11 protein-coding genes are annotated in these 13,766 nt (G+C 51.7%); 5 read left to right on the forward strand and 6 right to left on the reverse strand.

Annotated elements, in window-relative coordinates:
- Nucleotides 1–18 precede the first annotated feature (18 nt).
- The 3 genes from speA to ABEA14_RS15570 are packed head-to-tail and all read left to right on the forward strand — an operon-like array spanning nt 19 to nt 3,769.
- Nucleotides 19–1,899, forward strand: coding sequence for a biosynthetic arginine decarboxylase (gene speA / locus ABEA14_RS15560; protein WP_345341139.1), 1,881 nt, complete (start codon nt 19–21; stop codon nt 1,897–1,899).
- Nucleotides 1,900–1,901: 2 nt separating this feature from the next.
- Nucleotides 1,902–2,795 carry a 1-acylglycerol-3-phosphate O-acyltransferase, YihG family gene (locus ABEA14_RS15565; protein WP_345341141.1) on the forward strand — a complete coding sequence of 298 codons (894 nt, stop codon included), beginning with the start codon at nt 1,902–1,904 and terminating at the stop codon, nt 2,793–2,795.
- Nucleotides 2,796–2,836: 41 nt separating this feature from the next.
- Entirely contained in the window at nt 2,837–3,769 is a 933-nt protein-coding gene (locus tag ABEA14_RS15570; protein ID WP_345341143.1) for a 1-acylglycerol-3-phosphate O-acyltransferase, YihG family, read from the forward strand.
- Nucleotides 3,770–4,080: 311 nt separating this feature from the next.
- On the opposite strand, the gene ABEA14_RS15575 is transcribed toward ABEA14_RS15570, so the two are convergent.
- From ABEA14_RS15575 to ccoG, 5 genes are all read right to left on the reverse strand, one after another.
- Entirely contained in the window at nt 4,081–4,545 is a 465-nt protein-coding gene (locus tag ABEA14_RS15575) for a 2-thiouracil desulfurase family protein (RefSeq protein WP_345341145.1), read from the reverse strand.
- Nucleotides 4,546–4,620: 75 nt separating this feature from the next.
- The gene (locus tag ABEA14_RS15580; RefSeq protein ID WP_345341147.1) at nt 4,621–6,612 is read right to left on the reverse strand and encodes a methyl-accepting chemotaxis protein; all 1,992 of its coding nucleotides are present in this window, start codon (nt 6,610–6,612) and stop codon (nt 4,621–4,623) included.
- 326 nt (nt 6,613–6,938) lie between these two features.
- On the reverse strand, nt 6,939–7,541 hold the full coding sequence (locus tag ABEA14_RS15585) for a thiol:disulfide interchange protein DsbA/DsbL (RefSeq protein ID WP_345341149.1): 603 nt from the start codon (nt 7,539–7,541) through the stop codon (nt 6,939–6,941).
- Nucleotides 7,542–7,605: 64 nt separating this feature from the next.
- A complete protein-coding gene (locus ABEA14_RS15590) occupies nt 7,606–8,598 on the reverse strand; it encodes a serine/threonine protein kinase (protein ID WP_345341151.1) in 993 nt (330 codons plus the stop codon).
- A gap of 22 nt (nt 8,599–8,620) precedes the next feature.
- Nucleotides 8,621–9,976 (reverse strand): cytochrome c oxidase accessory protein CcoG, encoded by a 1,356-nt coding sequence (gene ccoG / locus ABEA14_RS15595; RefSeq protein ID WP_345341344.1) that lies wholly within the window; start codon nt 9,974–9,976, stop codon nt 8,621–8,623.
- A gap of 196 nt (nt 9,977–10,172) precedes the next feature.
- Here ccoG and ABEA14_RS15600 point away from each other — a divergent pair, with 196 nt between their 5' ends.
- Nucleotides 10,173–10,523, forward strand: a complete 351-nt coding sequence (locus tag ABEA14_RS15600) for a hypothetical protein (protein ID WP_345341153.1) — start codon at nt 10,173–10,175, stop codon at nt 10,521–10,523.
- Nucleotides 10,524–10,583: 60 nt separating this feature from the next.
- Entirely contained in the window at nt 10,584–12,431 is a 1,848-nt protein-coding gene (locus ABEA14_RS15605) for a metallophosphoesterase (protein ID WP_345341155.1), read from the forward strand.
- Here the strand turns inward: ABEA14_RS15605 and ABEA14_RS15610 are convergent.
- The gene (locus ABEA14_RS15610) at nt 12,428–13,693 is read right to left on the reverse strand and encodes an NTP/NDP exchange transporter (protein WP_345341157.1); all 1,266 of its coding nucleotides are present in this window, start codon (nt 13,691–13,693) and stop codon (nt 12,428–12,430) included. The genes ABEA14_RS15605 and ABEA14_RS15610 overlap by 4 nt on opposite strands.
- Between the last annotated feature and the right edge of the window lie 73 nt (nt 13,694–13,766).

The raw sequence follows: 13,766 nt of genomic DNA on the forward strand, positions 1-13,766 counted from the left end.
AGTTAAGAGATCAGGCCGTTGAGCAATTCAGCCGTCGAAAACGCACGCCGTACCTACAATGTCGCTCACTGGAGCGAGGGTTACTTTGATGTCGATGATCAGGGAGAGCTGATTGCTCGCCCCACAGCCGATCCATCCGGCACATCTATCCCATTTCCTGCACTTATCGAAGATATCCGGGCCCACGGGTTGTCTCTACCTGTGCTGATCCGCTTTACCGATATTCTTTACCATCGTGTCGACACGCTGATCCGCGCGTTTCAGCAGGCGAAAAAAGACCACGAGTATCCCGGTGGTTACACCGCAGTTTACCCTGTGAAGGTAAATCAGCAGCGCAGTGTGGTCGAAAAGCTGCTCAGCCATACCAGTGGCAAAGTCGGTTTGGAAGCTGGTTCAAAACCAGAGCTGTTGGCCATCCTTGGCGTTTCAGACAAGCCCATCACCATCGTCTGTAACGGCTACAAAGATCGCGAGTTTATCCGCCTGGCCCTGATCGGTCAGAAGATGGGTCACACGGTCAATATCGTGGTCGAAAAGCTGTCGGAGCTGGACAAGGTGCTAGAAGAAGCGGCGGATCTGGAAGTTGAACCTCGCATCGGTATCCGCATTCGCCTGAACGCGACTGGCAAAGGCAAATGGCAAAATACTGGCGGTGAGAAAGGTAAATTTGGCCTCGCCGCTCACCAGGTTTTACAGGCAGTCGACCGCCTGAAAGCGCTGGGTAAAGAGCAGTACCTCTGCCTGATCCATTTCCATGTCGGCAGTCAGGTCGCCAATATCCGCGATATCCAGAAAGCGTTGCACGAATGTGCTCGGTATTATGCTGAGCTTCGCCAATTGGGCGTGCCTATCGATACCGTCGATGTCGGTGGCGGTCTCGGTGTGGATTACGAGGGCAGTCGCAGTCGCCAGGGCTGCAGCGTGAACTACACGCCATTCGATTACGCCAACCGTGTGGTGCATGAGCTCGACGAGATCTGCTACGAACACGACCTGCCGCATCCCAATATCATCAGTGAATCGGGTCGCGCCATGACTGCGCACCACGCAGTGCTTATCGCCAATGTCATCGATATTGAACGTCAGCCCCGAGGCGAAAACCTGCCGGAAGTAGACGAAGCATCGCCCCTGATGATCTACGAGTTGTGGCAGTGTTATCAGCGCATTAGTCCACACAGTGCGCTGGAAGCCTATCACGAAGCACTTTATTGCATTGGCGAGGCGGCAAGCCAGTTCAGCCACGGCATGCTGAATATGGCCCAGTGGGCGCAGGCAGAGCAGATCTACTTTGCTATCTGCCATGAGGTGCGCAAACACCTGACGTTGTCCAGCCGTGCACATCGCGAAGTCTTAGATGAACTGAACGAAAAACTGGCTGACAAACTGTTCTGTAACTTCTCTCTGTTCCAGTCACTGCCGGACATCTGGGGCATTCAACAGCTGTTCCCCGTAGTACCCATGATTGGCATGGACCGAGAGCTGACAGAACGCGCCATTATTCAGGACATCACCTGCGATTCTGACGGTCAGATCCGTCAGTACGTCGACGGCGCAGGCATAGAAGCGTCATTACCCATGCCTGCATCAAAGCCTGGCGAGGAGCAGCTGTTAGGCTTCTTTATGGTGGGCGCTTATCAGGAGATCCTGGGCGACCTGCACAACCTGTTCGGCGATACCGACTCAGTGCATGTTGAACTGACTGAAGATGGCTACAGCCTGAGTCGACTGATGAAAGGTGATACTGCGGCACAAGTGCTCGACTATGTGCACTTTGAGCCCCGCCGCCTGGTTGAAAGTTATCGCCGACAGCTGGCCAAGGTGGGCAATCGCGCTGAAGCGAATAAGTTACTGATCGAGCTGGAAGCGGGCGTCAGTGGCTACACCTATTTTGAGGATTAAGGATGTTAAGTTTTCTTCCTGGCTTTATTAAAGGTCCGATCGGGCTGGTGTTGTACACAATAAATACCCTGTGCTGGTTTACCCCGATCATGCTGTTGTCTGTGTTGAAATTCATCATCCCAATATCGTTTTGGCGTCAGGGCTGCACCTACCTGCTGGACGCCTGTGCAGTGGCCTGGATCAGCGTCAACAACTTCAATCAACGCCTGCTGACAGGCACACAAATTTCGGTTGAAGGGTTGGACAAACTGGTACGCAAAGAGTGGTATCTGGTGATGGCGAATCACCAGAGCTGGGTCGATATTCTGGTGCTGCAGCGTATCTTCAACCACCGTATTCCGTTCCTGAAGTTCTTCCTGAAACGTGAACTAATCTGGGTACCTTTTCTGGGATTGGCCTGGTGGGCACTGGAATTCCCATTTATGCGCCGCTACAGCCGTGCCTTTCTGGAAAAACACCCACAGCTGAAAGGCAAAGATATTGAAGCCACGCGTAAAGCGTGTGAAAAGTTTCGCTTCAAACCCACCAGCATCATGAATTTTGTTGAAGGCACTCGCTTTACCGACGGCAAGCATGCCAAACAGCAATCGCCCTATCCCCATCTGTTAAAGCCAAAAGCAGGCGGCATCGCATTTGTGTTGAGCGCCATGGGCACTCAGTTGCACAAACTGGTGGATGTAACTATTCACTACCCCAAACTGCGCCCTACGTTCTGGGACTTCGTTAGCGGCAAGGTAAAACAGATTAACGTCCACGTACGTGTACTGCCGATCACTGAACAGCTAATCGGCGATTACCAGAACGACAAAGCGTTTCAGCAACGCTTTCAGAAGTGGGTAAACGAGATGTGGGAACAGAAAAATCTGCAATTGGCCAAGATGGAATCCGGTCAATAGCAGTGGTTTATAGCGTTTAATTACAAGGGTAAAGGCACGCGATGTTAAGTTTTCTTCCGGGCCCCATACTGGTCATCATCAACCTGTTTTTGATCAGCCTCTGGCTGGGGATATGGGGTGGCCTGATCTTTGTCGGTGGCATTATCAAACTGCTGCCGATTCCACCCTTGCGCAAGCTGCTGAACTGGCTGCTGCATGGCTGTTATCGCGCCTGGAGCACCTGCATGATGGGCAGCCTGGCGCTGACCAATAAGATCGAATGGGAGCTGGACCTGCCAGCCTCTTTGGATGAAAAGCACTGGTACCTGCTGATCAGCAACCACCTCAGCTGGTTGGACATCGTGGTGCTAACCACACAACTGCATGGTCGCATTCCACTGGCCAAGTTCTTCCTAAAACAAGAGCTAATCTGGGTGCCTTTCCTGGGCATCGGCGCCTGGGGGCTGGATATGCCATTTATGAAGCGCTATTCAAAAGCGTTTCTGGCAAAACACCCGCACCTGAAAGGCAAAGATATCGACGCAACTCGCAAGGCCTGTGAGAAGTTTCGCCACACCCCAACCACGGTGATTAACTTTGTTGAAGGCACGCGTTTCACGCAAGAAAAACATGACTATCAGCAGGGACCATACAAGCACCTACTGTCACCTAAGGCGGGCGGGATAGCGTTTGCACTGAATGCGATCCGATTCGACGCCATCCTTAATACCACACTTCATTACCCCGGAGTGAAAGGCCACATTATGCCAACCGTGCTCCGTGGCGAACTTAAAAAAGTGGTGTTAAAGATTGAAGAGATCCCAGTAACCGAGGCAATGGTCGGGGATTATTTTGATGATGACGCGTTTCGGCTGCAGTTCCAGCAGCAGCTCAATCACTGGTGGCAGCAAAAAGATGATCAGTTATCGGATTTGCGCTCTGACGGCGGGAATTCAGGCGCCACATACACAGACTCGGTAACGCCCTGCAAATAGCTTTCCGAGTAGGAACCTGAATCCCCCTGATAAAAGACGGGGCACTGGCAGTAGATATCGATAGGGCTGCCGCCAGTTTGCGTCTTAGGCATGGGGCAGCTGCCAATCGGCGTCATACAGATAACATGTTTGCTGTACTGAAGGCGTCGAAGTGTATTGCGGGCTTTGTAGGGCCTATCATATATCCAGCTGCCCTCCGCATCTGGCACTAGAGCCAAACCATCAGGCAAAGGCTCGCTGGCACAGGCTGTTAAACCGAAGGCAATCGCAGCCAATAATATGAATCCGCATCTCATTGCTATGGGCTGGCATCACCCCTCGTTAGTGTTAAGGGCTTCAGCTAACTGTTCCAGTTGAGTTTCATCAAACAGTTGGACCCCAAGATCGCGCAATCGTGCCGCAGTCATGCCATCACCGGCGATTAACCGCCCCTGAAAGCTACCGTCGTAGACCTGCCCACTGCCACAACTTGGGCTGCGCGCTTTCAACAAAGCAAAACGGATATGGTGAGATTCGGCTAACTTAGCTGCACAGGCGGCGCCGAGTGCAAAAGCCTCTGTCACATCAATATTGGCATGGGTTCGGATCGAACCATCGGGCTGCTGTTCTGCCGCGGGACGTGGCACGGGCAATCCCCCGGCGACCTCTGGACACACTTTTACCAATCGGCCCTGCTGCTTCCATAGCTTAAGCAGGGGATGGTCACAGAGCATGATTTCGGCGTTATAACGCACCTTATCACCCAGCAAACAGGCACTGACCAATATCTTTTGCAACAAACGTCTCCACGTATAACCGAGCTCGATACCGCTGTCAGTTATACGTGGAAGATAGAGATTTCGCCAGTGCGGTTAAACCTGGAATACCACCGCAGCATCATTCAGTGTTTGCGCCATTTTTGCCTGAGATCGGCTGGTTTCAGCGATCTGAACTGCGCCGGTGGCTGCCTCCATCGACGCCTGACTCATGGCGTTGATATTCTGGCTCACTTCCGAGGTCACCACGTTCTGCTCTTCAATCGCTGACGCGATCTGCAGGTTCATGTCTTTGATGCGGCTAATGGCGTGAATAATATCGCCAATCGCAGCCTCGGCATCTCCGGCAAGTGCAACGCTCTGTTTGGCCGACACCTCTCCGGATTCGATGATGCCAAACGCACTGCTGATCTGGGTGGTAAAACGGGTGATGATCTCTTCAATCTGCGCCGTAGACTCCTGGGTCCGTTGCGCCAAGCCACGAACCTCATCGGCCACAACCGCAAAGCCACGACCCTGCTCACCTGCTCGCGCCGCTTCAATCGCGGCATTAAGCGCCAGCAGGTTAGTCTGTTCAGCCACACTTTTAATCACATCGAGCATATTGGCAATATCTGAGCTGCTATCGCTGATCTGCTTAATGATCCCATCGACTTGGTGAACCTGATTAGCGACTTCCGACACCTGCGCCACCGAATTGCGGATCACCGACTGACTGTTTTCCGCCAGCGAGTCTGCATCTGCCGCAGCATCGGCTGCCTGCTGGGTACTACGGGACACTTCACGAATACTGGCACTGAGCTCTTCTACCGCCGTCGCGACCTGCTGGCTCTGATCCTGCTGATGGCGTAGGGTATGACTGCTTTGCTCAATGGTGATTGAGGTTTCGTGGGCAGACGATGCCAGTTGTGTCGACGCGTCATTCAGCGTGCAGATGGTGGAGCGGAAGTGACTCAACAGCAGGTTAATCTCATGACTGATCCTTGCAAACTCGTCATTGCCGTACACAGCCAACTGCTGAGACAGGTTGCTGTTTTCAACACAGTAGTCGAGTTTTGAAGTGATCTCTTTGACCGAGCGATTGATATGTTTCAGCACCGCCCAGGCCATCCATAAACAAACAGCAAAGGAAAACAGTGTCAGCAGCAGTGTGTTCCACCACTTCTGGTGACTGGCCGACGCATTGGTCGCCGCCTGCGCTTCAAGATGCTGCGCAATCAACTCCTCTAGGCTCTTCAGCTCATCAATCCGCGCGGTAGAGGCGGAGAACCAATCAGCCGCTTTGATCCCAAAGCCTCCTTGTGCCGCTTTTTTCTGGGCGATATCTCGATACTGTTTCACTTTACGAAATACGGGGTCATTGGCGATCGCCTGATAGGATTTTTGCAGGGACTCCGGCGCCAGAGAATCAAACTCCTGCAGGTAACTCTCCTGCAGCGTTTTTAATGAGATCCACTTGCCATACATGCCCTCGCCAAAGCGATCGGCAGCAAAGGTATTACTTAATACTGCGCGTTCAATGCCGGCACGCTCTTTAGCTTGAGCAAAGAAATAGTAAGCAAGGGCAGCACGCTTAATTTTTATCTCTTTTGCCTGCTGGGCGATCTCTTTATTGATGGAGAGCAACTCTGCATTAAGCTGGGTATAAAAGCCAATAGCATCTGCCAGTGCTATCTGGCGACGGTCGATTTGGCCGCGTATGGTGCCGAAACGTTGGTATGTTTTGGCGATAGCATCCACTTTCTGCGCCAAGCCTACCTCAGCCAACGCATCAGCCTGGGTTTGGAATGCTTCCAGTACATGGCGCCACTCGGCGTCGGTCTGCTGACGCTGCCGATTCAACTTGGCTGCAAACTGAGGACTGCCATCGGAGCCAAAATAGGCCGCTGACAGTCCCCGCTCTTTTTGCTGCTCATGCACCAGATGGTCATTGATAACGGCAACATGCAGTAGCTCTTCGAGCAGATCCGCTTGATGGGCACTTTTGGACGCCTGAACCATTAATACCGCAGCAAAGACAAAGAGAGCAATGACGGGAACAAGAACAATCAGAAGTAGCTGGTTACGCAGGGATAACTTGGCAATCATAGGCCCCTCCTTGGATCACTGGTTCTGCAATTAATGCATATGAGATGTAAATTATCCTGACAAAAAAGTTTAGCCTAATATTGGCAAATCGCGATGCGCACCGCCGAAAGAGTAAGGAGAAACAGACAAAAACTTGAGCGAGATTCAATAACCGTCAGAGAGTCTCATGCTGATGACTATTTCAGGTGTTATGGCAGTAGCAGCCGCGAGCATCCGTCACAACAACAGCCTTAGAATTGGTATCTGCCAAGGGTCTGCCCCGCTGTTCCAGATACGCAAAAGGCGCCAAATGGCGCCTTTCTACTAACGAATTTGAGAGAAAGTGATTACTTCTTCTCTAGCAGGAACAGCACCAGGTCAACAAACTCGTCCGCTGACTTGATTGAACCCGTTTCTACCTTGTACTTGTCGTTAACAAAGAAGCTGGGTACACCCATGATTTTGAAATCTTTGGTGGCTTTCTGCATCTGGCTGACCATGCCGTTCACAGCGAAGCTGTTGACCGCGCCGTCATACTTTCCAGCATCTACGCCGTTGTCGATAAAGAACTGGCGCATCGCTTCCGGGGTTTGCTGATAGATTTTCTTGCGGTGTGCACTGTCGAACAGGGCTGGCAGGATCTTGTCATCAACCTTCAACACGGTCGCAGTGGCAAAGGCACGGCTGTAAACCGGGCCGACGCTGCGGCCGACGAAGTCTACGTGGTTGCGCTTGAATTTAACGCCCGCCGGCAGCTTCTCTTTCAGCTGGTGAACGATAGGCTCGAAGTTGTAGCAATGGCCACACAGCACTGAGAAAAATTCGGTTACCTGAGGTTCGCTGCTGGCGATGCTGCGCACCTCTTTGTAGTGTTTACCCTCTTCGAAGCGCTCTGCACAAGCGGTGATTGGCAGCAGCAGAACCAGCAGGGATAAGAGGATTTTTTTCATTGTGTCGTTTTCCTCAGTAAAAAGTTGAGAATGAGTTCGATTCAGAAAGTCCGATGCTAGGGATTTACAGCCAAGGCTGCAAGCTTAATGGCGGTTCTTGCAAGCTAGCTAACTGTTCTTTGCAGGCCAGGATCTGACCTTCCCAGTACTTATTGCTGTTGAACCAAGGGAACGCCTGAGGGAAGGCAGGGTCTTGCCAGCGCCGGGCCAGCCACGCCATATAGTGGATCTGGCGCAGGGCACGTAGCGGCTCGATCAGCGCCAGTTCCTTGTTATCAAATGTTACAAATTGCTCATAACCCTCAAGGATCAGCTCCAGTTGCATGATGCGCTCACTGCGCTCGCCGGATAACAACATCCAGAGATCCTGTACTGCCGGGCCGGTGCGGGCATCATCCAGGTCAACGAACTGCGGCCCGTCGCCTTCGCGCCATAAAATATTGCCTGGGTGGCAATCGCCATGCAGCCGGATCAAGTCTGGCGCTGCAGCACTCTGCCATTGTTGCTCTACGGCCGCCAGCAGGTGGTCAAGTACCGCAAAGAAAGGCTCAGATAACCCTTCCGGTAGCATCTGTGCCTGTTTCAGGTACGCCACCGATTGCACGCCGAAGCTTTCAAGATCCAATGTGGGCCTATGCGCAAACGCCTGTTTGCGTGACACCATATGCAGGCGGCCTACAAAGCGGCCGACCCATTCCAGTTGGTCCAGGTTGTCCACTTCAAGATGTCGTCCGCCGACACTGGGGAACACGGCTAAACGATAACCTTCGGCATGAAGCAGGGTTTGGCCATCAAAACTGAGTGGCGCTACTACAGGCACTTCGGCATCCAGCAGTTGTTGAGTAAAAGCGTGTTCTTCCAGGATCGCCTCATCACTCCAGCGCTCTGGGCGGTAAAACTTCACCACGTAACGTTTGCGATCTTCATCCATCAATTGATAGACGCGGTTCTCATAGCTGTTTAATGGCAGCAAACCTGAATCGACACGAATGCCCTGACTCTCCAGGGCATCAAGGATCAGCTCCGGGGTTAACCGGGCAAAATGAAATTCACTCATCGTTTGCTTTCGTATCGTTTAGTTACCGTTTACTGAAGAAGCGGCTGTCGATAGTCACCGTATCTTCGCTGGTACTGGTGGTAACCACAAACTCAATTTGCGTCATCACCCGCTCTAGCTCGTAGGGATCAACCGCAAGACTGATGGGCACATCCACCACATCACCTGCCGTCACTTCCACCTCGGTCGGGCCAACCCACTCATGTTCCGGCAGACCTTCCGCTTTCAGCTGGAATACCGATGTTTGCTGGGTTTTATTTACCAGCACCAAGGTGTAGGTGTTTTCGATCAACCCTTCCACCGTTTCGCGGTACATCTGGTTGCGGTCCCGAAGCACATCCACTTCGAAGTTCACCCGCATATTCAGGGTGACAAAAAACGCCGAGATCATGACCAACAGCACCAGGCCATAGCCAATGAGCTTGGGTCTTACCATGTCGGTATGACCACCTTCGAGGCGATGCTCGGTGGTATAGCTGATCAGCCCACGCTCATAACCCATCTTGTCCATGGTCTGGTCACAGGCGTCGATACAGGCACCACAGTTGATGCACTCATACTGCAAGCCGTTACGGATATCGATACCGGAAGGGCAGACTTCAACACACAGGTTACAGTCCACACAGTCGCCCAGGCCGAGCTCTTTCGGATCTTCTTTGCGGCGACGTGGGCCACGGGCTTCGCCGCGTTCAACGTCATAACCGACAATAAAGGTGTCTTTATCGAACATGGCTGACTGGAAACGGGCATAGGGGCACATATGGGTACAAACAATGGTGCGCATCCAGCCTGCATTGCCGTAGGTCGCCAGGGTAAAGAACACCACGGCAAAGGTGGATGCAAAGCCCAGTTCACCGGTAAAGAAACCAAACACTACGTCAGGGGCGGGTACAAAATAAGCCACCATGGTCATGCCGGTCACTAGAGAAACCGCTAACCAACAAAGATGTTTGGCGGTTTTACGCCAGAGTTTGTCTTTACTCCAGCCGCTCTTGTCCATTTTCACCCGCTTGTTACGGGCGCCCTCTAACTTTTCTTCAAACCAGATAAAGATAAAGGTCCACACGGTTTGCGGGCAGGTATAACCGCACCAAACCCGACCAAGAAAGGTAGTGAAGAAGAATAGAGCAAAGGCCGCGATCATAAACAGGAAGGCCAGCAGGATCAGGTCCTGCGGAAACAGGGTGACCGAGAAGAAGTTGAATTGCTGGGATTCGATATCGAGCAGGATCGCCTGACGTCCCTGATAAGGGATCCAGGGCGTGAGCATAAACAGCGACATCAGGAACCAGCCACCATATCGTCGCAAACGCTGGAATACGCCCTTCATGGCACGCACGTAGATCTTGTTGTTCGGGTGGACAGGTTGGTCACCCATTTTGGTTTTTGCTGCAGGGCGGCGCGGGGTAGGTCTGACTTCGCGCACGTCTATTTTATCGCTCATTTTTATCCTACCTGCTTTTATTTAGTGATATGTGCAGAGGAAATACCGGGTAGAATTGCATTGTATCAATAAACAGTTTACAAACCGAAACAGTTAGCTAACAGCATCAAAGTCAAGGAGAGATCGACCCGTGAAAAAAATTTTACTGACGATGCTACTGATAGTGATCGCCCTGGTGGCGGCTCGTTCTCAGTATGTCAGGGAGGCGATCACCGAAGGACCTGAACCACTGCTTGAAAAGATCAACATGCTGCTGGGCGACTACCACCCAGACAAACTCAAGCAGCGCATGGCCGACGGTATGAAAGTCGATACCGAGCTGGCCAACTTTCGTCGCAAGCTGGATCAGTCTGAGCGTGCTAAACAGGATTATCTATACCAATACTGCAACAGCGAAAATCCACAGGCTCATCCTAAACTAAATCCTGATAAGCAGGAGAAAATGTGTGATTACGCACGGGAAAAATTAGGTATCCGATAATTAGGGTTTCGCTAATATTGTCTACACTGAGTGGTAAATCCCAAGGAAGGACACAGGGTTATGCCACTCAGATTGCTCGCCATCCTTACCTGTCTGCTGTTTTCCTCTCCTCAATCAGCCGCAGATGACTATCGCTTTGATATGCCCAGCAAGCTTTATGCGCTGGGTGATGTTCACGGTGCCTACAACGAGCTGGTAACACTGCTACAAGGTGCAGAGCTAATCGATTCACAACTGAAGTGGCGCGGTGGAAACAGCCATTTGGTCAGTGTCGGCGACTTACTCGATCGCGGCAACGACTCACGCAAAGTGATCGACTTGTTGATGCGCCTGGAGCAGGAGGCGGCAGCCGCAGGAGGACAGGTCCATGTGTTGATGGGCAACCATGAACAGATGAACCTGATGGGTGAACTGCACTATGTCACCCCGGGCGAGTTTGCCAGCTACCAGGATCTCGAAACGGGCGAACTGAGAGGGAAAACCTATCAACACTTCGTTGAACATCATAGCGATCCAGAAAGTAGCGACAGCCTGATGGTGCAGTTTGAAAAAGCCTACCCCACCGGTTATCTGGGCCATCGCCTTGCCTATTCAGAGCAGGGTCGTTACGGCGAGTGGCTACTGCAACGTCCCGCTTTTTTGGTGATCGGTGATATCGGGTTTGTCCATGGAGGATTATCCAGCGCCGTTGCCGGCCTGTCGACAAACGGCATCAATGAACGCACCCAACACAAGATCCGCCAGTTTATGCAGTCTCAGCAAACCCTGATTGAACAGGGCCATGACCTGAGCCGCCACGGCTGGTTTGAACGTCTGGAGTTGGCCAAGCAATTGGCTGAATCAGCAACTGACGCTGCTGTACGAGAAAGTGCATCCACGCTTTATAGTGCTGGCAGCGACAAAATGCTAAATAGCGAGGGGCCTCTTTGGTACCGCGGCAACGTCATGTGTCTGGCACTGTATGAACAGCCCATGCTGCAGCGACGACTTGAAAACTACAACATCAGACAACTGGTAGTCGGGCATACCCCAACACCTGAACGTGAGATCACAGCCTATCTGGGTGGCCGGGTGATCGATATCGATACCGGTATGAATGTCGAATATTACGGCGGCAAACCTGCACTGCTGGAAATCCAATCTGATGACTACCGTGTTTACTCAGAAGGCGAGTGGCAGGCATGGCAACCAACGACGCCTGCACCCACCATTGAAAGCACAACCTATGATCAGTGGGAGCAGCGCTTAAACAAAGCAGAAGTCGTTTCAACAGAAGAGGTAGGTGAGGGGGTAACCAAACCGCTGAAAGTCACTCTGAAAGATAAACAGGGCGAGTTTTACGCCATCTTCAAACACGAAGATACTCGGCCCCGCCGTCGCAATCATCATCACCAGCTTAGTGACAGTTACCGTTTTGAAATTGCAGCCTATGCCTTGGCTCGCGCGCTGGATCTGACTCAGATCCCGCCCACGGTAGAGCGAAAGGTCAACGGGCGTGATGGTTCATTACAGCTATGGATTAAAGACACATTTAACGAAAGCCGTCGCCTCAAAGAAGGGCTTTATCCCGCGGAAAACTGCATCCTGAGTTATCAACACAGCCTGATGAACCTGTTTGATATTCTGATCCATAATGATGACCGTACACGCGCTAATATTCTCTACCAACAGAAAAGCTGGAACCTGTGGTGGATAGACCAATCCCGAACATTTCGCACCTTTAGCCGTCCCCCAGAGTATTTGGCACAAGCAAAACTACTTTACTCTCCAATACTGCATCAACGCCTGAAATCTCTGAACAGGCAGGATATTCAAAGGGCTGTCGGGCGCTGGCTGGACAGTGATCAGCTGCGAGGTATCAACAAACGACGTGAATACCTATTGAAGCAATGGGAAAACAGACGCTAGCAGCGGCTGCGAGCCATTTTACCTAACCAAAGACAAGCAGCGATCCAGAGCAGCGCGAGCACTATATTAACCACCAGGTACCCCCGAATCTCCAACATCAACCAGTGGGTGCCTGCCAATACAATAGCCAGTTGTAGCAGGTCCCCCAGTCGCCAACAGAGGGTATCGATCACGGCTTTTCCTTCATACAGCTGCACCCCTGACAAAGGCAGAAACAACGCATGCCGTAGCGTGTTTTGTAGTGAGTAGTCCAGGCTGTTTTCCGCCACCTTGTAGGCATAGGTGAGCCAGAAAAACGGCAGAACAAACAGCGCCAGGTAACCAAAAAACATAAGCATGGGGACGATCAACAGTGCACCGGAAACTCCTAACCAACGGATCAGACGTGAAACCAGAAACAACTGACAAAGCACCGTTGCTAAATTCACCCAACTAAAAAATGAACCATAAAAAGCCCCGATGGCCGATGCCCCTTCGAGCTCGAGATATACCCACTTTGCGAGAATAAACTCACCTACGCTGTTGCCAAGATTAAGCAACACAACAAACAGGGCAATGGCAATCAGGTAGTGCGACTTCAGCATTTGATTAAAGCCGCGAAACCAATGCATTCTGGATTTTGGTTTGTCTTCATCTGCTTTTTGCTCAGAAGTTGTTACCTGAGGATTTGGCGCCAGGATTAGAAACAGGTAGCCGAGTATGGCTACAATGAATGCCGCATCTGCGCCACCCAAAACAAACAGTTGGCGACTGACAAGCGCCCCCAACAATCCGCCCAAAGTAGCCCCTGCAGCGATCACCGGAAACAATCGTTTGCCAGACTCGGGTTGGTAGAAAGCAGCGCACTCTGCCCAGAATTGCGCCACCAGCAGCACGTTAAAAATGCCGAGCCAAACATAAAAAGCCCCCGCCACAGACCAACCAGTGCGGTAGCCTAGCCAGAAACCAAACAGGCAAAGCAGCGTGGTCCACAAGATACGCGTAAACATGCGTGTAGTGCCGAAATGTCGGACGATATAGCCATAAACCGGCATCGCCAGTAGCAAAATCAGTGCTTGTATCGCGGTAGCATAACTGCGGATCTCAGCGTCATGTTCACTCAACATCAACGCTTCGCGCAGTGGTTTGAGATGGTAGTAAGCAAATAACAACACAAAGGCTTTGACACTGAACCAGAGCAACACTGGGTGTTCATCTCGATGCACTTTAGAGATCAGGTTGAGGGTTCGATGTGTGAAGCTGGAAACGGTCGACGATGCCATCAAGGCGGGCCACTTAACGTACTGATTAATTAAGTGTAGAAGCTTTACCTAAAATAATATGGGTGAATAGAAA

The organism is Corallincola platygyrae (assembly GCF_039544265.1).
Lineage (GTDB): Bacteria > Pseudomonadota > Gammaproteobacteria > Enterobacterales > Neiellaceae > Corallincola > Corallincola platygyrae.